Origin of the sequence: Lederbergia sp. NSJ-179 (assembly GCF_022867885.1) — a bacterium.
Classification (GTDB): domain Bacteria; phylum Bacillota; class Bacilli; order Bacillales; family Bacillaceae_C; genus Lederbergia.
Genome location: NZ_JALIFP010000001.1, coordinates 52805 through 71329, shown reverse-complemented (window position 1 = coordinate 71329; position 18525 = coordinate 52805). Strand labels below are relative to the sequence as shown.

At 39.6% G+C, this 18525-nt stretch carries 19 protein-coding genes; 5 read left to right on the top strand and 14 right to left on the bottom strand.

Annotated features, from left to right (window positions below; all coding sequences use genetic code 11):
• Positions 1–23: 23 nt before the first annotated feature.
• Positions 24–1043 carry an NADPH dehydrogenase NamA gene (namA, locus tag MUB24_RS00390; protein ID WP_244699723.1) on the top strand — a complete coding sequence of 340 codons (1020 nt, stop codon included), beginning with the start codon at positions 24–26 and terminating at the stop codon, positions 1041–1043.
• 37 nt (positions 1044–1080) lie between these two features.
• Here the strand turns inward: namA and rnz are convergent, their stop codons facing one another.
• Entirely contained in the window at positions 1081–2010 is a 930-nt protein-coding gene (gene rnz, locus MUB24_RS00385) for a ribonuclease Z (protein ID WP_244699720.1), read from the bottom strand.
• 157 nt (positions 2011–2167) lie between these two features.
• Here rnz and zwf point away from each other — a divergent pair, with 157 nt between their 5' ends.
• Positions 2168–3658, top strand: coding sequence for a glucose-6-phosphate dehydrogenase (gene zwf, locus MUB24_RS00380; RefSeq protein WP_244699717.1), 1491 nt, complete (start codon positions 2168–2170; stop codon positions 3656–3658).
• 98 nt (positions 3659–3756) lie between these two features.
• Positions 3757–4203 (top strand): YueI family protein, encoded by a 447-nt coding sequence (locus tag MUB24_RS00375; RefSeq protein WP_244699715.1) that lies wholly within the window; start codon positions 3757–3759, stop codon positions 4201–4203.
• A 15-nt stretch (positions 4204–4218) separates the two neighbouring features.
• Here MUB24_RS00375 and MUB24_RS00370 read toward each other — a convergent pair whose 3' ends face one another.
• The 3 genes from MUB24_RS00370 to MUB24_RS00360 all read right to left on the bottom strand — a co-directional run bounded on the left by MUB24_RS00370 (position 4219) and on the right by MUB24_RS00360 (position 7141).
• Positions 4219–5409, bottom strand: coding sequence for a DNA polymerase IV (locus MUB24_RS00370; RefSeq protein WP_244699712.1), 1191 nt, complete (start codon positions 5407–5409; stop codon positions 4219–4221).
• 33 nt (positions 5410–5442) lie between these two features.
• Positions 5443–5913 (bottom strand): chemotaxis protein CheW, encoded by a 471-nt coding sequence (locus tag MUB24_RS00365; protein WP_244699709.1) that lies wholly within the window; start codon positions 5911–5913, stop codon positions 5443–5445.
• 106 nt (positions 5914–6019) lie between these two features.
• Complete coding sequence (locus MUB24_RS00360) at positions 6020–7141, bottom strand: M20/M25/M40 family metallo-hydrolase (RefSeq protein ID WP_244700497.1); 1122 nt, start codon at positions 7139–7141, stop codon at positions 6020–6022.
• 175 nt (positions 7142–7316) lie between these two features.
• On the opposite strand from MUB24_RS00360, the gene prli42 reads away from it, so the two are divergent.
• A complete protein-coding gene (gene prli42, locus MUB24_RS23130) occupies positions 7317–7409 on the top strand; it encodes a stressosome-associated protein Prli42 (RefSeq protein WP_280516807.1) in 93 nt (30 codons plus the stop codon).
• A gap of 215 nt (positions 7410–7624) precedes the next feature.
• Here the strand turns inward: prli42 and MUB24_RS00350 are convergent, their stop codons facing one another.
• The 8 genes from MUB24_RS00350 to MUB24_RS00315 all read right to left on the bottom strand — a co-directional run bounded on the left by MUB24_RS00350 (position 7625) and on the right by MUB24_RS00315 (position 15992).
• Positions 7625–8119 carry a L,D-transpeptidase gene (locus tag MUB24_RS00350; RefSeq protein ID WP_244700492.1) on the bottom strand — a complete coding sequence of 165 codons (495 nt, stop codon included), beginning with the start codon at positions 8117–8119 and terminating at the stop codon, positions 7625–7627.
• A 133-nt stretch (positions 8120–8252) separates the two neighbouring features.
• Positions 8253–8690, bottom strand: a complete 438-nt coding sequence (locus MUB24_RS00345; RefSeq protein WP_244699706.1) for a BrxA/BrxB family bacilliredoxin — start codon at positions 8688–8690, stop codon at positions 8253–8255.
• Between the two features lie 792 nt (positions 8691–9482).
• Positions 9483–9767: a hypothetical protein gene (locus MUB24_RS00340; RefSeq protein WP_244699704.1), complete on the bottom strand. Its 285-nt coding sequence runs from the start codon at positions 9765–9767 to the stop codon at positions 9483–9485.
• Positions 9768–10120: 353 nt separating this feature from the next.
• Positions 10121–11383: a dihydrolipoamide acetyltransferase family protein gene (locus MUB24_RS00335; RefSeq protein WP_244699701.1), complete on the bottom strand. Its 1263-nt coding sequence runs from the start codon at positions 11381–11383 to the stop codon at positions 10121–10123.
• A 21-nt stretch (positions 11384–11404) separates the two neighbouring features.
• A complete protein-coding gene (locus MUB24_RS00330) occupies positions 11405–12388 on the bottom strand; it encodes an alpha-ketoacid dehydrogenase subunit beta (RefSeq protein WP_244699698.1) in 984 nt (327 codons plus the stop codon).
• A gap of 4 nt (positions 12389–12392) precedes the next feature.
• Positions 12393–13400: a thiamine pyrophosphate-dependent dehydrogenase E1 component subunit alpha gene (locus MUB24_RS00325; protein ID WP_244699696.1), complete on the bottom strand. Its 1008-nt coding sequence runs from the start codon at positions 13398–13400 to the stop codon at positions 12393–12395.
• Between the two features lie 27 nt (positions 13401–13427).
• The gene (lpdA, locus tag MUB24_RS00320) at positions 13428–14846 is read right to left on the bottom strand and encodes a dihydrolipoyl dehydrogenase (protein ID WP_244699692.1); all 1419 of its coding nucleotides are present in this window, start codon (positions 14844–14846) and stop codon (positions 13428–13430) included.
• 48 nt (positions 14847–14894) lie between these two features.
• The gene (locus MUB24_RS00315; protein ID WP_244699690.1) at positions 14895–15992 is read right to left on the bottom strand and encodes a Leu/Phe/Val dehydrogenase; all 1098 of its coding nucleotides are present in this window, start codon (positions 15990–15992) and stop codon (positions 14895–14897) included.
• Between the two features lie 423 nt (positions 15993–16415).
• Here MUB24_RS00315 and MUB24_RS00310 point away from each other — a divergent pair, with 423 nt between their 5' ends.
• Complete coding sequence (locus tag MUB24_RS00310) at positions 16416–16667, top strand: DUF2627 domain-containing protein (RefSeq protein WP_244699687.1); 252 nt, start codon at positions 16416–16418, stop codon at positions 16665–16667.
• 63 nt (positions 16668–16730) lie between these two features.
• Here the strand turns inward: MUB24_RS00310 and MUB24_RS00305 are convergent, their stop codons facing one another.
• Together MUB24_RS00305 and spo0A are read right to left on the bottom strand one after the other, a co-directional pair.
• Positions 16731–17462 (bottom strand): glycerophosphodiester phosphodiesterase, encoded by a 732-nt coding sequence (locus MUB24_RS00305; protein WP_244699684.1) that lies wholly within the window; start codon positions 17460–17462, stop codon positions 16731–16733.
• Positions 17463–17522: 60 nt separating this feature from the next.
• Positions 17523–18311 carry a sporulation transcription factor Spo0A gene (spo0A, locus tag MUB24_RS00300; protein ID WP_244699682.1) on the bottom strand — a complete coding sequence of 263 codons (789 nt, stop codon included), beginning with the start codon at positions 18309–18311 and terminating at the stop codon, positions 17523–17525.
• Between the last annotated feature and the right edge of the window lie 214 nt (positions 18312–18525).

Here is an 18525-nt window from a genome sequence, read left to right as displayed (position 1 = left end):
AAGGAGTAAAGGAAGTGGTCTACATGTCAATAAAATTATTCACCCCCTATCAGATTAAAAATGTACGGTTAAAAAATAGAATTGTGATGTCACCTATGTGTATGTATTCCTGCGAGCAACAAGATGGTATGGTCAACGACTGGCATGACATCCATTATACAAGCCGAGCGGTTGGTCAAGTTGGGTTGATTATGGTCGAAGCGACAGCCATCGTTCCTGAGGGAAGAATCAGCGCTCAAGATTTAGGAATATGGAGCGATGAACATATAGCAGGACTAAAAAGTCTAACTTCAAAGATAAAAAAACATGGGGCAGCATGTGGAGTGCAACTTGCTCATGCTGGTAGAAAGGCTGTTCTAGATGGGGACATTTTAGCTCCAAGTGCGATCCCCTTTAATACAGAAATGAAAACACCGAAGGAAATGACAAAGGTTGAAATCAAAACAACAATCAAGGCTTTCGCACAGGCTGCAGCCCGAGCCAAAAAAGCTGGCTTTGATGTGATTGAACTTCATGCTGCTCATGGATATTTAATCAATGAATTTTTATCCCCACTCGCCAATCAACGAAAAGATGAGTATGGAGGGTCAGCGGAAAATCGTTATCGATTTTTACGAGAAACGATCGACTCTGTTCGCCAAGTGTGGAGTGGACCGCTTTTTGTACGGATTTCCGCTAATGAGTATCAGCCTAACGGACTTCATCCAGAAGATTATATCCAAATATGCCAGTGGATGAAGGAACAAGCTGTTGATTTGATTGATGTGAGCTCAGGTGGGGTCATCCCTGCTACTCTCCATCTCTATCCGGGTTATCAGGTTCCCTATTCAGAACAAATTCGGAAAGCCGTTGAAATCCCAACCGGTGCCGTAGGGCTTATCACGACAGGAGTCCAAGCAGAGGAAATTCTGCAAAATGAACGAGCTGATCTAATCTTCCTAGGTCGAGCATTATTGCGCGACACTTACTGGGTACGAACGGCGGCACTTGAACTGAAACATGAGCTAGAAGCACCAACACAATATGAAAGAGGCTGGCGCTAAAAGAAATGTCTATTAAGTAGCGATTGCCCACCCATCCTTATGTTTTATGGGGGGCAATCGTCATTTGAGAAAAATCTCTGGACAGTTGGGTATGAGGGAAAATGGATTTCGCTTCTTCAACAAGCTGATCCCATTCTGCCTTTAAATACCGAGAACTAATATGATTTAGTATTAGTTCTCGAACATCTGCCTGTTTAGCTAAAGTTGCTGCCTGTGTTGTAGTCGAGTGAAAATATTCAGCAGCCATTTTCTCATTGCCAGCGGCGAAAGTGGCTTCATGGATTAATAGGTCTGCTTTTGAAGCCAGTTTAAGGGCATTTTCACATGGCCGTGTATCTCCAAGAATTGTTACTACCCGGCCCTTTATATCAGGGCCTAAATAATCTAAGCCAGACACTATTTTACCAGTATCTAATTCAACGGTTTCACCCATTTTTAATTTTTTATAGATCGGGCCTGGCTGAATGCCATCCGCCTTCAGTTGTTCAGAATCAAGTTTTCCTGGTTTATCCTGTTCTGTTATTCTAAAACCGAAACTCGAAATACCGTGGTCTAAAAGCGCGGTTTCTACAAGAAATTGATCATCTTCAAAAATGATCCCTTCTTCTATTTCGACAATGGTTAAAGGATACCGTAGGCGCGTTTGGCTCACCCTAAGCGCGGTTTCGATAAATTCCTGAATCCCTTTTGGCCCATAAACGGTTAGTTCAGATAAACCCCCTTGAAAAGAACGACTTCCTAATAGGCCGGGCAAACCAAAAATATGATCGCCATGCAAATGAGAAATAAAAATTTTTTCAATTTTTCCTGGCTTTAAAGAAGTTTGCAATATTTGATGTTGGGTTGCTTCCCCACAATCGAAAAGCCAAACAGCATTTCTTTCTTGAAGCAGCATCAATGCAAGTGATGAAACATTGCGATGTTTAGCAGGAACACCGGCTCCTGTTCCTAGAAATAATAGTTCCATTCCGGACCCCCAAATCATTATTTTATTTCGTTTATTATCCATATTATGGACAAGGATTCATGGAATTTGCAAATCCTTGCTTCAACATTCGTGTTTTTCGAACAAAATTGATAAAATAATAATAGGGAACTCCCTATAGAAAAGCGAGGTTAACAAAATGATTCAATCAGAAACTCCTGCATCCTTGATCGTTATTTTTGGAGCAACAGGTGATTTAGCAAAAAGAAAGCTATACCCTTCCCTCTATCATCTTTTTACAAGGGGCAAGCTAGCCGAACATTTTGCTGTTATTGGTGTTGCCAGACGACCTTGGACGAATGAAATATTAAGAGCACATGTAAAGGATTCTGTTCTTTCCTCTATCCCAGAAGCGAAAGATGTGGAAGATTTTATTGCTCATTTTTATTATCAACCACATGATGTATCAGATTCATCCTCTTACATAAAACTAAAAGATCTAGCTAGCGATCTCGATCAGAAATATTCCTTACAGGGCAATCGGATTTTCTATCTTGCGATGGCACCCGAATTTTTCGGAACGATTGCGGAGCATCTAAAAAAAGATGGTTTAACGGATACAGACGGATTCCATAGACTTGTCATTGAAAAACCATTTGGGCATGATTTAGAATCTGCCAAAGAGTTAAACAACCAAATTAGAAGTGTGTTCGATGAAAATGATATTTACCGGATTGATCATTATCTTGGAAAAGAAATGGTCCAAAATATCGAAGTCATTCGGTTTGCGAATGCCATTTTCGAACCTCTCTGGAATAATCGTTTTATTTCTAACATTCAAGTGACCTCAAGTGAAGTGTTAGGGGTTGAAGAACGTGGCGGGTATTATGAAAATAGTGGGGCCTTAAGGGATATGGTGCAAAATCATATGTTGCAAATGGTCGCTCTACTAGCCATGGAACCGCCTATTCGATTGACTCCTCAGGAAATCCGAAGCGAAAAAGTAAAAGTTCTAAGAGCCTTAAAACCAATGAAGGATGAAGAGGTTGAAAACTATTTTGTCCGTGGACAATATGGTCCAAGTGAAAATACCGATCAACCGGCCCTTGGATATCGTGAAGAAATGAATGTTCACCCGGACTCGAATACAGCCACTTTTGTAGCTGGGAAACTAATGATTGATAATTTTCGCTGGGCTGGTGTTCCCTTTTACATTCGCACAGGTAAACGGATGACAACGAAATCGACTAAGATCATTATCCAATTTAAAGATGTACCGATGAATCTATATTATAGTTCAGATGAAAAATTGGCTCCCAACCTACTTGTGATTCATATCCAACCGGAAGAAGGAATCAGCTTGCATTTGAATGCAAAAAACACGGGTCAATCCATGGAGACAACACCAGTGAAATTGGATTTCTCAACGAATGATATCGCCGGTTACAATACTCCAGAAGCTTATGAAAAACTTCTTCATGACTGTTTACGCGGTGACGCAACGAACTTTACACATTGGGACGAGGTCGCATTATCTTGGAACTTTGTCGATAAAATTAGTCGTGTATGGGAAGCTCATAAAGCTAACTTTCCAAATTATGCTTCTGGGACAATGGGGCCAAAAGAGGCTGACCAATTACTAGAAAAAGATGGATTCTCATGGTGGCCTGTCACGACCGATGAAAACTGATTGTTAATGGAAGAGGGAGAGCGCGGAATCCAGTCCCTCTCCTCTCCCCATTAACAGTCAAGCATCTTTACGAATATAGTATCGCGGAGGTGTTTGCCATGGATAGATCAAATATAGACGATTATTTAGAAAAAGGAATGTACGGGGAAAAGCAAACAAAACCCGAAGAGCGTAAAAAGTTTCTTGGTACCTTAAGAGAAAGAATCGTAGTAGCCTTGACAAAGGGTCAGGTAATGGAGAAAGGGACCTATCCTGAAGTTGTACAATTGATGAAGGAACATCCTGAAGCAACCTTACTGTTAAATGGGGACTTAGATTATACGTATTTATCCGACTATATAGCCATGGCCACAAAGAATCATCTTTCCTTTTCCATTGTCACAAACCGTACGCATGTAACCGATATTGGACTGGTCCTTACCTATGACTATGCCATTGATAAAGAAGACATTTATATTTCTCCAAAAAAGGAGCAGCCCATTCAGCCGCCCTTGAAAAAGAAAAAGGGTATTTTATCGGGAATAAAAGGATTTTTTAAAAAATAAAGGAAACCCACTGTTTCACTTTATATCCTTTCCTCTTTTCAGGACGGACTTTCCATATTTATCCCGAAGTTGATTTATTACTTCGTGAAGCGGCTCACTTTTAGCCGCTTTTTCAAATGTAAAAAGGTTTAACTGTTCATAGGCTTGGTCTTCTTCCACTAGATCCATACCCGTAATACCGAGGAGTCGAACAGGATCACCATTCCAGTTGACAATAAATAAGCTTTTTGCCTCCCGGAAAATATCTTCAGCCTTGATCAGTGGATTCCGTAATTTTCTCCCTCTTGTAATGGTCTTTCTATCCTTGTAACGAATGGTAATCGCCACATTCATCGTTAAATAGCCTTTTCTTTTCATTCTTTCTGACACACTTTTAGATAATTTATCAAGCACAGAAAGCAACTCAGCTTGAATCGCAAGGTCTTTTGGCAAGGTCACAGAATTTCCTACACTTTTATTTTCTGCCGCTGCTTCTGGATCCACCGCACGCGTGTCCCTTCCATTCGCACGTTCCTTCAACTGTAATCCGCGAATACCCAGGGAGGCACGGAGCTGTATATCATTTGCTCTAGCTAAGTCGCCAATTGTATGGATGTGAATAGCTTCCAGTTTCATGGCGGTTTTTTCACCAATCCCATGCATTTCAACGACAGGCAATGGCCAAAGTATATGGGGTACATCTCTTTTGCGTAAAATTGTAATCCCAAGTGGCTTTTTCATATCCGAAGCCATTTTGGCTAAAAACTTATTCGGAGCAATGCCGATACTACAGGGTAAATCGAGCTGATTGAGTAAACTCCGTTGAATGCGATCAGCTATTTCCATTGGATTTCCCAGTTCTTGACAAGCTGTGATGTCTATATATCCTTCATCAATCGAAACCGGCTCCACTAGATCAGAAATATTTCGTAATACTTCAAACATCGCTTGGGAGGCCTTTCGGTAACGATCGAAATTCGGTTTTCTCACCGTTAATTCTGGACAAAGCTTTTTCGCCTCCCAGAGGGGCATGGGCGTTTTCACACCAAATTTCCGAGCCTCATAACTGCAGGTGACAACGATTCCCCTCCTTTGTTTTTCATCTCCGGCAATAGCTAAAGGCTTGCCTTTCAATGATGGATCATAGGCCATCTCTACAGAAGCGAAGAAGCTATTCATATCCACATGCAAAATAACTCGTCCTTTTTTAGGATAGAACTGTTGCACATTTATCATCCTCTAAATAAAGAAAGTACGCGATTATGCTTCCTGTCGTAGTTCGACCATATAATCTTTGATTTCCTTCAGACCATCTAATACATGGAGCAATTCCACTGGATCAATCATGGTAATCAATCGATCTTGTAAAATGGCTATAGAAGAGAAATACTTTGTTTTCTGATAGGAAACAAGTTCCACTTGCCGCAGTGTGTCAGAAGGAATTTCTAAAATTTCTTTTGCTTCATGAACAAATAATCCATATGAAAGCTCCTCCGTATCAATAACGAGTAAACGTGCCTCCATATCCATTGGGGTTACGCTTTCATATAAAATGGTTGCGAGGTCTAAGACGGGAATAGACTCTCCCCTTGACTTGACTACCCCCCTCATATACACAGGTAAATGAGGAGTCGGATCGATTTTTTCTATCTTGTCAATAGAAACGACATACTGCACAGGAATGGCATATTCTTCTTTCCCTGCATTAAAAATAACGGCTGTTATGGACACTTTTCTTCACAATCCTTTCATCAACAGAAGGCGTATAGGATGTAGATCACAACGGCCAAGAAATAAAGGACGGTGGATAACTCAGCCGTCCTCCTATTCCCAAAGTCTAACGACTAGCTACTTCCTCAATAATGGCTACTGTGATTTCTGCTAATTTACTTAATTCTTCTATCGGCATTTTTTCATTGGTTGTATGAATCTCTTCATAACCGACAGCTAAATTGACTGTAGGAATATCAAAGCCTGCGAAAACATTCGCATCACTGCCTCCGCCACTTTGTAATAGTTTTGGTTCACGCCCCACTTTTTTGGCTGCCTTTTTCGCTATTTCTACGACAAGATCCCCATCGGAATATTTAAATCCAGGGTACATAATGTCAATAACTGTATCGGCAGATCCACCCATTTCTTTAGCTGTTTCTTCAAAAGCACTTTTCATCGCTTCCACTTGCGCTTCCATTTTCTCAGGTACAAGAGAGCGTGCTTCAGCTAATACAAATACTTCATCTGCGACAATATTTGTTGCCTTTCCCCCTTCAAACCGGCCAATATTTGCTGTCGTTTCCTCGTCAATTCTCCCTAATGGCATTTTTGCAACGGCTTTTGCTGCAATCGTAATCGCTGAAACTCCTTTTTCAGGCGCCACTCCAGCATGAGCCGTTTTTCCATATATATGGGTTGTAATTTTTGCTTGAGTTGGGGCCGCAACAATGATATTTCCTACCTTTTCATCACTATCAAGGGCAAATCCATATTTAGCTTGTAAGAGTTTTGGATCCAATGCTTTTGCCCCTACCAAACCTGATTCTTCTCCTACTGTAATAATGAATTGGATATCACCATGCTCGATATTTTGTTCTTGAAGCACACGAATGGCCTCTAACAAGGCAGAGATCCCGGCTTTATCATCTGCCCCCAAAATAGTTGTTCCATCTGTTACAACATAACCATCCTTAATTGTTGGCTTAATTCCTTTTCCTGGAACAACTGTATCCATATGACAGGTGAAATAGATCGGATCTACTCCTTGTTTATTTCCCTTTAATGTACAGATTAAATTTCCTGCACCATGCCCCGTTTGCTCCATCGTGTCATCTTCCAATACCTCAAGACCAAGATCTGAAAATTTTTCTTTTAATGCTTGAGCCATCTCAGCTTCTTGCGTTGTTTCTGAATCAATTTGTACCAGCTCTAAAAATTCATTTACTATTCGTTCATTGTTTACCATAATCACTAATACCTCCAAAACTGTCCTTATGAAATTTTTGTATATACAACAATTTTAACACTATTTATGTACATAAAGGCAAATGAAACTACTTATTATTTAAAAGAATACGCTTGTATCCTTTTGTATTTCCGGCTAAAATGTAGATAAAGTAATAACGATGAGGTGCTGAGAAATGTCCAATAAAAAACTCCAAAAAATCGTAGTTTATCTCATGCTCTTTTCTATGATTGCTACAACCATTATAGCGGGACTATCATTTTTGTAATAAGAAAAGCGCAAGGCGCCCGCCTATCGGCGACAAGCAAATGTTCTGAGCCAAAGAAAGGCGTTCTTTGCCTTTCATTAGCTCAGGTTATTTGACCTCGAGCCGATGGCGCCTGGAGCTAGACATCAAAAGCCTTAGCTCAAAAAGATATATCTAAAAAACTTATACTTTCTTCCCTTTGAAGAAAGGTGAGGACATTTTGTGTACCTCACCTTTTATAATACTCCTTGCGATTGGGCAAGTTGTTCAAATGATAAGGTTGAATTTGTGACCAATATTTTTGTTCCCAACGAAATTTGATCATATAAAAGTTCAAGGGGATCTCTATCTAATCGAATACATCCCTGAGAGATATATTTTCCGATTGAGTTTGGCTGATTCGTCCCATGCAATCCATAAATACGACCATTCGTTCCTTTAGCATCGAAGCCAATCCATCTGGAACCAAGTGGATTACGCGGATCTCCTCCAGGAATATTCAGTTTTCGATAATAAGGGTTTTTCGCTTTTACCGTAATCGTAAATAAGCCTTCCGGTGTCCAATCCTTGTTTTTCCCAGTCGCAACCTTTGTCATCATTTTCATTTGGCCTTCATCAAACCAAGCGAGCTCATTGGTACGCTTATTGACAATTATGAGCGAATCCCCCGGTAATAGCGTGGCATCCATCGGCCAAAACGGTGAATGGAGCAGAAGGAAAATGATCATCATTATTTTCAACGCTAACACCCTTTTTAGTTCTAGCTTGTGTTAGAGTTACACCATCCATACACTCGGCATTTATATTGAATATATATAAACAAAAAACCCTAATATGCGTTAAACACATGTTAGGGAATAAGGATCAAACTTCTTCACAATATTCATCGAAATATTGTTGTAGTTTGTTTACAACGGACATTGGATCATGGCCTTCAATCTCATGTCTTTCTACCATCGTGCATATTTTTCCGTCTTTTAACAAGGCAAAGGATGGAGAAGATGGTGGATAGTCGGTAAAGTAACTGCGTGCTTTTGCTGTAGCTTCTTTATCTTGTCCGGCAAATACGGTCACAAGTCGATCAGGACGTTTATCATAGTGGATCGCATGGGCGGCTGCTGGACGAGCAATTCCACCGGCACATCCACAAACCGAATTAATCATGACAAGTGTTGTCCCTTTTTGTGTTAACTGCTCTTCTACCTCTTCAGGCGTTGTAAGTTGTGTATAACCTGCTCTTTCCATATCTTCTCGTGCCTGAGTCACAACATCATTCATATAAAGATTAAAGTCCATACTCAATTCATTTCCACTCCTTTACACAAGCATTCTGCTTACATATCATAGCAGTTTTCTCACCTTTTAGGCAAATGATCAGTTTTTTTGAAAAAAGGTTTATTTATCCATACAGTGGGTAATACTAATACTACATCTAGATCCATACCCCTAAACTCCCTAGATGTTTTGGACAGCGATAATGCTGTCCATTTTTTGTGTAAAAGGAATATTGTTATCAAATTTTAAAAAGGGTAAATTCATTAAATTTAATTTTACTAAACCACTCCGCACTAAAGTACGGAGGTTCTTCGTAGGCGGACAAACCGCCAACGAGTAATTTCGGCTAAAGCCGACTGAAAGATATACTACTAAAAGTAGGTGGTTTTAGACCACCGTGGATAGAAAATAAGCATCTATCAGTGTATGTAAGGCTTCATAAACGGTCACCAAGTTTTTCCTTTCTACTTCATCTAGAATAGGATCGCTATTGAGCATAACCAAAAGGTGAAGAACCACCGTGAATCACACTAAATGAAAGCGTTATCTATAATTACTATTAGTAATTAAAACAATGTCAATATTTTTAAACAAATTGTATATTCACTTATCGGTGAAATCCCCAAAATGCTCCGATAAGTAAAAGTCAATATAACCAGTTTTTTCGATGATGTAGATTCAGCCCGAAGATTCGAGGATGTTTTAAATGAAAAATAATGATAAAGAAAAGTTAAATGAGACCTTCGGAATATAAAGGAATGAGGATAACTTTACTCTTTTCATAGTTTAGGGAACAAAAAAGAGACAACCTTCTCCCTTCTAAGAACGATGTTTCATCAAAATTACATCTCGTTCTAATTTTTCAAATTTATCTTTCATAATGATAATATCTTCTGAAACTTCAATTCTTTGGCTGTTCATAATTTCAAAATGGTCGCCAATTCCTTCCATTTGACCCTCAATTTTATCGAGCCTTAAATTAACTTCGTTTAATTGAGAATCTACTTTTTCAAATCCTGATTTAACTTCTTCTTTTAAAGATTTCAATTCATTTGTGAAAGCTTCTGACATAGTCTGAATCGATTTTAAAATTTCATTTTCCATAACGTTTATCCCCCCATATTTCTTATTATACATATGCCAGAATAACCAGCATCTATATTTTTACAATTAATTATTTCTTCCATTACTTTTTAACCATCTTTTAAACCTGCAATTTTTTATAAGTTAAGTTTTGGTTTGGAGAATGAGAGTATGTATAATTTCTCTCTTATTATCATAGCATAAATTGCACGTAGGGACACATTTCATTTAAATACTTATAATATTAAAGAAACTAAAGAGGAAATTCTACTAAAAAAGCTTATGTACTGGTAAATTGTCTTATTACGACATCCTTAAATAATCTTTATTACATAAACAGAGCAGATGGTTTTTCCCCACCTGCTCTGATTCTCCTAATAGACGGATGTATTTTCTTTTGGGATATTTTCCAGAATTTCTTTAATCCGTTGCATAAAATGTCCGCAAATTAAGCCGTCCAATATCCGGTGGTCCAATGAAATGCAAAGATTGACCATATCACGGATGGCAATTCCCTCATTTAGGACAACGGGACGTTTGATGATCGATTCGACTTGTAAAATCGCTGCTTGTGGATAGTTGATAATGCCAATCGATTGAACAGAGCCGAAAGAACCTGTGTTATTGATAGTAAAGGTTCCGCCTTCCATATCCTCATTGGTCAGTTTTCCTGTTCTTGCTTTTTTGGCAAGATCAGCGATATCTCTTGCAATGCCTTTTATCGATTTTTCATCGGCATGTTTAATCACGGGAACAAATAATTCATCTCCCGCTGCAACGGCAATCGAAATATTAATATCCTTCCTTTGGATAATCTTATCTCCTGCCCACATGGAGTTAATCATTGGATATTCCTTAAGGGCTTGAGCGACAGCTTTAATAAAGAAAGCAAAATATGTTAAATTAAAGCCTTCTTTTTGTTTAAACCCTTCTTTTAAGGAATCACGGTATTGGACAAGCTTTGTGACATCAACCTCAATCATCATCCAAGCATGGGGAATTTCCTGCTTACTGCGCACCATTTTAGTCGCAATCGCCCTTCTGACATTCGATACTGGGACTTCAATATCCCCCGTTCCCGCTTGAATATTGGCTGGCCTCTGAGACTGCTCTTTTTCTGGTTGTGGTTTTTCCAATGAGACTGTTTCTACAGACGAACTAGGTACAGCACCCGTTTCAATCCTTTTCAAAATATCTTTTCTTGTAATTCGTCCACCTTGGCCTGTCCCAACGACTTGTGATAAATCAATTTGATGCTCTTGAGACAGCTTCAGCACAGCTGGTGAAAATCTTAGTTTTTGTGATTTTTCAGTTTGTTCACTCATATTTGCCTGATCCTCCCGCTTCGCACCTGCCTCTACGCTTGTCTCTGGTTGATTTTGTGCATCATTTTGGTTTTCGGTCACAATCGTACATATTTTTTCGCCTACCGCTAAGGTGACTCCTTCTTCTGCGATCAATTCAGTAATCACACCCCTGTAAGAGGAAGGAATTTCTGCATTCACTTTATCTGTCATGACTTCCGCAATCGGGTCATATTTATCCACTCGATCGCCAGCTTGTACGAGCCATCGACTAATCGTTCCTTCCGTTACACTTTCTCCGAGTTTGGGCATGGTGATGTTTTCCGTTGCCAAGATGTAACCCTCCTTATTGCGTTAAAATTCAGCTAGCTCCCGCATTGAGTTTTCGACTTTGTCAGGATCGATCAAGAAGTGTTTTTCTAACGTCGGGGCGAAAGACGTTGCAGGAACATCTGGCCCAGCCAATCTCATAATTGGAGCATCTAGTTCAAACAAACAATGTTCAGCAATAATGGCCGCAACCTCACTCATGACACTACCTTCTTTATTGTCCTCTGTTAAAAGTAATACTTTACCTGTCTTAGAGGCTGCCTCTATAATCGCTTGTTGATCAAGCGGATAAACCGTTCTTAAGTCAAGAATATGAGCCTCTATTCCCTCGGCTGCTAAACGTTCGGCCGCTTGTAAGGCAAAATGCACACAAAGCCCGTAAGTAATGACCGTTATATCATTACCTTCTCGTTTCACATCAGCTTTTCCAATCGGTAAAACATAATCCTCTGTCGGAACCTCACCTTTAATCATCCGATAAGCCCTTTTATGTTCAAAAAACAGGACAGGATCCTCATCGCGAATAGCTGCCTTTAATAATCCTTTCACATCATAGGGAGTGGAAGGCATCACGATTTTTAAACCAGGTTGATTGGCAAAAATCGCTTCTACAGATTGAGAGTGATATAAAGCACCCCCAACACCTGCCCCATAAGGTGCACGAATGACGAGTGGACAACTCCAATCATTATTGGAACGATAACGTATTCTCGCTGCCTCGGAAATAATTTGATTGATGGCCGGCATAATGAAATCGGCAAATTGCATCTCCGCAATGGGTTTATATCCGTACATCGCTGCCCCAATTCCAACACCTGCAATGGCTGATTCAGCCAACGGGGTATCAATGACTCTTTTTTCACCAAACTGATCATAAAGACCTTGGGTAGCCTTAAAGACACCCCCCTTTTTCCCAACGTCTTCTCCAAGAATAAAGACCTTTTCGTCTCGTTCCATTTCTTCTCTCATAGCCAAGGTGACAGCTTCAATATAAGATAGGACTGCCATGATTTTATTCCCCCTGTGTTTCCGCTGCATACACGAAATTTAATATCGTATTTGGGTCCGGATATGGCGCATTTTCTGCATATTCCGTTGCTTCATTTACTTGCTTCATGACACGGTCATTTATTTCTTTATCAACGGCTTCATCCAACAAACCATTATCCGTTAAATACTGTTTGAAAAACATAATAGGATCTTCCGTTTGCATTTTTTCCAGTTCATCGGTTGAACGGTAACGGCTCTGGTCATCATCAGAAGAATGGGCTGTAAAGCGATGGGTCATCGTTTCAATTAAGGAAGGACCCTCTCCTCGCCTGGCTCTGTCTGCCGCTTCTTTTACCACTTGATAGACCTCCAATGGATCTAACCCATCAACCGTTACCCCTGGCATTCCATAGGATTGTGCTCGATCTGAAACACGCTCACAAGCAAGCTGCTTATGGGCAGGAACCGAAATCGCATATTGATTATTTTCACACATAAAAATAACCGGCAGTTTATGAACCCCTGCAAAATTAGCCCCTTCATGAAAATCGCCTTGATTAGACGACCCTTCTCCAAAAGTCACAAACGTCACAAGATCCTTATTTTCCATTTGAGTGGCCAAAGCAATTCCCACTGCATGAGGAACTTGCGTCGTAACAGGAGATGACCCTGTGACAATTCTATTTTTCTTTTGACCGAAATGCCCAGGCATTTGCCTTCCGCCTGAATTAGGGTCTTCTGCTTTACCAAAGCTAGAAAGCATGATGTCTGTCGGTGTCATTCCGAATGGAAGAACGACACCGAGATCACGATAATAAGGCAAAATATAATCTCTCCTACGATCAAGGGCAAAGGCTGCGCCAACTTGTGCGGCCTCCTGTCCTTGACAAGAAACAACAAAAGGAATTTTCCCTGCCCGGTTTAAAAGCCACATTCGTTCATCTAATCGCCTTGCCATCAGCATTGTTTCATATATTTCTAAAGCTTGTTCATCACTAATCCCGAGTTCAGCGTGTCGAGTTTTTGCCATTTCAATCCCTCCCTATAATGTTAAACGTTATATATGAATGGCTGAATGATCCACAGCCAGCGCTGCTTCGCCAATTGTTTCACTTAATGATGGATGAGGGTGAATCATTGTTCCAACTTCCCATGGTGTGGCATCTAACACACGTGCTAATCCTGCCTCCGAAATTAAATCAGTGACATTTGGACCGATCATATGAATTCCCAATAGATCATTCGTTTCTTGATCTGCGATGATTTTAACAAAACCAGTTGTATCACCAAAAACAAGGGCTTTGCCATTGGCTAAAAAAGGAAATTTCCCTATTTTAATCTGCAATCCTTGATCTAAAGCTCCTCTTTCTGTCAAACCCACACTAGCGACCTCAGGGTGACTATACACGCATTTTGGTACGTGCTCATAACGAATCGGATCTGGGTTCAATCCCGCCATATGTTCAACAGCTAAAATTCCTTCGTGTGCTGCTACATGAGCGAGTTGAAGTCCTCCAACAACATCACCAATCGCATAAATATGAGAATTCTGTGTTTGCATCATCTCATTTACCTGGATATAATGATTTTGAAGGCGTATATCTGTATTTTGTAACCCGATTTGGGAAATATTAGCCTCTCTCCCGACAGAAACGAGAATTTTTTCAGCCGAAAAACTTTTCACTTCTTCATTCTTTTCCACTTTAATCGTAGCTTCCTCATTTTCCATTTCCATGGTTTCAGACAAAACCTTTGCACCCGTTATAATTTGAACTCCTTTTTTCTTTAATGCCTTTGTGAGTTCCCTTGATATGTCTTGGTCTTCACTTGGAAGAATATGATTGGCATATTCCAAAACGGTTACCTCTACACCAAAATCTGCAAGCATAGAGGCCCACTCAATGCCAATCGCTCCACCGCCAATAATTAGGATCGATTTAGGTAAATCGGATATTTCTAAAGCATCTTCGGACGTTAGCACTGTTTCCCCATCTATGTTTAGTCCTGGTAAGGTGCGTGGACTCGATCCTGTTGCAATGATTAAATTTTTAGGAATCAGCATTTCATTATCATCTTTTAATTCAACAGAAATGGTCCCAGGCAACGGGGAAAAAATGGAAGGACCTAAAATAGTCCCCGTTCCATAATACACATCAATATTTCCCTTTTGAATAAGCTGTTGAACGCCATGATATAATTGATCCACAATCTTCCTTTTTCTTTCTTGGACCTTTTCCATTTGCAGGCTGACCTGATTAGTTTCTATTCCAAATTCACCACTTCTTTTGGCAAGGGAAAAAACTTCCGCACTACGAAGCATTGCTTTACTTGGAATACAACCTCTATGTAAGCATGTACCACCAAGTTTGTCATTTTCTACGATCGCTGTTTTCAAGCCAAGCTGGGAAGCACGAATGGCAGCGACATACCCACCGGTTCCGCCTCCTAAAATGACTAAATCATACTCAGCAGCCATTTCTATCTCCCTCCCGTATCTACAGTATCGATAAAACATTCACACAAACTAGATTCTATTGGCTAAAATATGCTTATTATTGAGAAGGAATTGTCCACGAGATTTTCTCATTTGCTCGATTCTTTCTTCTGCCATACGGTCGGCAGCAAGATAAGTAGGGATATGATCTCGCTTTGAAATTTCAATCACCTTCGTTACATTTGTATAGATAGTCTCTACCCTTTTTAAGGCCCTTTCACGATTATAGCCATATAATTCGTCTGCAACATTTATGACGCCTCCAGCATTAATCACATAGTCGGGAGCATAGACAATGCCCATTTCATGAATGAGATCTCCATGCTTGGAATCTTGTAATTGGTTATTGGCAGAACCTGCAATCACTTTCGCCTTTAATTGCGGAATCGTTTGATCATTGATAACTGCTCCTAAGGCACAAGGAGAAAAAATATCGGCTTCTACACCATAAATATCATTTGGATCAACGGCTTTTGCCTCAAAGGCTTCCATCGCACGATTGACGGATTCTTTACGAATATCTGTTACAATTAAAGAGGCTCCTTCTTTGTGTAAATAACGACATAATTCAAATGAAACATTTCCAACTCCTTGAATCGCAATTGATTTTCCTTCAAGAGAATCAGATCCAAATGCCTCCTTTGCTGCAGCTTTCATCCCCACATAGCAGCCGTAGGCGGTAACAGGGGACGGGTTTCCAGATGAACCTGAAGACTGTGAAATACCCGTCACAAAATTTGTTTCTTCATGAATTAAATCCATATCATCTACGGTCGTTCCCACATCTTCTGCCGTAATATAACGACCATTTAAACCTTGAATATAGCGGCCAAAAGCTCGGAACATCGCTTCATTTTTATCCTTTTTCGGGTCACCCATGATCACCGTCTTGCCCCCACCTAATGGAAGACCAGCCGCTGCATTTTTATATGTCATGCCTCTTGCCAATCTTAAAGCATCTTCAATCGCCGCATCCTCTGATTCATATGTCCACATTCTTGTCCCACCTAAAGCGGGTCCAAGTGCTGTATCATGAATCGCAATGATGGCTTTCAATCCCGATGCTTCATCTTGACAAAATAATAATTGTTCATAATCATATTTTTCCATATAGTCAAAGATTTTCAATGTAAGCCCTCCATATATAGTAGTGCTTGTTCAAAAAGGAGGATAAAAAGGACCCGTCGGCTAAAGGCGCTGACGTCCTGTCAGCAACGCCGACACTAGCACGTCCTGTGCATCGGAAGTTCGAGGCGGCGCAGTTCGAGCAGCGGACTTGCACAGGATGTGCTGACTTCTGCGTTGCCCACAGGACGTGGGCGGTTTTAGCAGAAGATCCTTATCCTGAATACATGAGCAGCGAAGAAACAAGCCGACGAAGAAATTCGCTTATGTCTTTTTACCGGACTTTTTGAACATCCTATTTAAGACCTTATCTTGAGACCTAATCATAATTGCTACCTTATTATTGTAACGAAAAGGCCGCTGCTTGACAAATCTTTAAGGTGTACTATGATTTTTTTATATAGGAAATGTAAAAGGAGTCTATATATGGGAAGAATCGTGGCACTCACTTTATTAGTAATCCCCGGTATTCTAGCAGGTTATGGCATAAAATTAATGCGTGATATGCTCTTTGGTATCTTGCAGAAGCCTTTTCCGGTTCTATGGCTGCAATTTCTAAGTGGCCTGATCTTCTTTGTGATTGGATTAGGATTTATTGCTGGGTTTATTCTACACCGTGATCGCAAAAGAAATAAAGTACAAAGACGATTTAATAAGAGGGATAAAATCGTAAAGTAAAAAATAAACAGGCGCAACCTGAAATCGAACCATTCAGATTGCGCCTGTTTATGGATTCACGTCTTACTTCATCCTCTCCTTTAATCTTACCGCCTTTTCTGGATAATCTGTTATGATAGCAGAACAATTTAGTTGAAATAATCTTTTCATATCCTTCCTTTTATTCACCGTATAGGGTCGTACACGAACACCAAATTCCATCGTGGTCTTAATCATATCATCTGTCATGATTCTTAATTTCGGATGAATCCCACTTGCCTTTAAAGTTGATGCATATTCCCACGGTTTATATAAAAGTTGATTATATAAAGGGGCTGTTTCAACTGTTGGGCAAATTTCCTTCATTTTTTGAAGGGAAGAGTGGTTGAAGGACGAAATAATCATTCGCTTCTCATAAGAGTATTTGCGAATAAGGGTGGCCACTTTCTTTTCCAAATCTTCGTAAGGAATGATATTGTTCTTTAATTCAATATTACAAACACATGTATTATCTTTCATCCATTCAAATACTTCTATAAGGGTTGGAATTCTACTTGCCTTTTTAAAAAAATGCTTAAAATGATCATTCGCTTTTAATTTTTGTAAGGATGTTAATGTAAAATCCTTTACAAGCCCACTACCATTTGTTGTTCGATCAACAGTGGTATCATGAATCACGACAATTTCTCCATCTGAGGTTAACTGAACATCAAGTTCTATACCATCTGCACCAGATTGCTCTGCCGCTATAAAAGCTTCCATCGTATTTTCTGGTTTCGTTCCTGATGACCCTCGATGGGCTAATATGATCGTCATTTTTCTCACCACCGTTGTAAAGGGTTTCCAAACCAAGGAATTCTAATGAGTTAACTAAAGTTATGAAGCCTTGTGTTCTAATCTTAACTTGTCTGCAACCATCGCAATAAACTCAGAATTGGTTGGTTTCGCTTTTGACATGCTTACAGTATAGCCAAATAGCGCTGAAATCGAATCGACATTTCCCCTGCTCCAAGCTACTTCAATCGCATGTCTAATAGCTCTTTCCACTCTACTTGCTGTCGTATTAAATTTCTTTGCAATATCTGGGTATAACACTTTTGTAATGGAACCAAGTAATTCAATATCATTATACACCATTGAGATCGCTTCTCTTAAATATAAATACCCTTTAATATGGGCCGGAACTCCAATTTCATGAATAACAGACGTTATACTTGCTTCCAAGTTTTTTTCCGGTTTTGCTCCGTGGGAATTACTTTTTACCGGCATTGTATTTCTTTTCAGTTCACTTGCCTTACCACTAATTTGTCGTATATGTGTAGTTAAATTTTCCATATCAAAAGGTTTTAATATAAAATAGGATGCACCAAGTTCAACTGCTTTCGTTGTCACATCTTCTTGGCCAAAAGCTGTTAACATGATGACATTAGGGAGCTTCTTATTCGAATCACGCAGTTTTCCTAACACACCTAATCCATCCAAATGAGGCATAATAATATCTAAAACCAGGACATCTGGTACAACATCTTCTAACAGACCTAAACAATCTTGACCGTTATGTGCCGTTCCTACAACTTCCATATCCTCCTGTTCAGAAATATACTCTTCTAATAGTCCAACTAATTCCCGATTATCGTCCACAATACACACTTTAATTTTCTTCAAATTTATTTCCTCCTATATAGCGAATTCCTTATTTTGACACTAATAGATAAATACGCCAAAGATTTTAGAAATCCTTTATATTTATCGATTTTTTTATAAAATCTTACATTCCCTCTGTTTTTCTTAATTTTTCGCCCTTATTCGACTTACCTCGATCCTTTTGTCGAATTTTCTTTAGATTTGCAACAAAAAAGAAAGGGAACGCACAATTGCG

Bases quoted from the DNA above. Each gene is read 5' to 3' on its own strand.
- lpdA (WP_244699692.1), bottom strand. From the start codon at position 14,846: ATGGCTGCTGAGTATGATTTAGTCATTTTAGGAGGCGGAACCGGTGGG.
- namA (WP_244699723.1), top strand. From the start codon at position 24: ATGTCAATAAAATTATTCACCCCCTATCAGATTAAAAATGTACGGTTA.
- MUB24_RS00350 (WP_244700492.1), bottom strand. From the start codon at position 8,119: ATGATGATCATTTTCCTTCTGCTCCATTCACCGTTTTGGCCGATGGAT.
- rnz (WP_244699720.1), bottom strand. From the start codon at position 2,010: ATGGAACTATTATTTCTAGGAACAGGAGCCGGTGTTCCTGCTAAACAT.
- MUB24_RS00360 (WP_244700497.1), bottom strand. From the start codon at position 7,141: ATGGTAAACAATGAACGAATAGTAAATGAATTTTTAGAGCTGGTACAA.
- MUB24_RS00305 (WP_244699684.1), bottom strand. From the start codon at position 17,462: ATGACGATCATATTAGCCCATCGAGGGTCATCAGGAACGAAACCAGAA.
- prli42 (WP_280516807.1), top strand. From the start codon at position 7,317: ATGTCCAATAAAAAACTCCAAAAAATCGTAGTTTATCTCATGCTCTTT.
- MUB24_RS00340 (WP_244699704.1), bottom strand. From the start codon at position 9,767: ATGGAAAATGAAATTTTAAAATCGATTCAGACTATGTCAGAAGCTTTC.
- MUB24_RS00330 (WP_244699698.1), bottom strand. From the start codon at position 12,388: ATGGCAGTCCTATCTTATATTGAAGCTGTCACCTTGGCTATGAGAGAA.
- zwf (WP_244699717.1), top strand. From the start codon at position 2,168: ATGATTCAATCAGAAACTCCTGCATCCTTGATCGTTATTTTTGGAGCA.
- MUB24_RS00375 (WP_244699715.1), top strand. From the start codon at position 3,757: ATGGATAGATCAAATATAGACGATTATTTAGAAAAAGGAATGTACGGG.
- MUB24_RS00325 (WP_244699696.1), bottom strand. From the start codon at position 13,400: ATGGCAAAAACTCGACACGCTGAACTCGGGATTAGTGATGAACAAGCT.
- MUB24_RS00310 (WP_244699687.1), top strand. From the start codon at position 16,416: ATGGGAAGAATCGTGGCACTCACTTTATTAGTAATCCCCGGTATTCTA.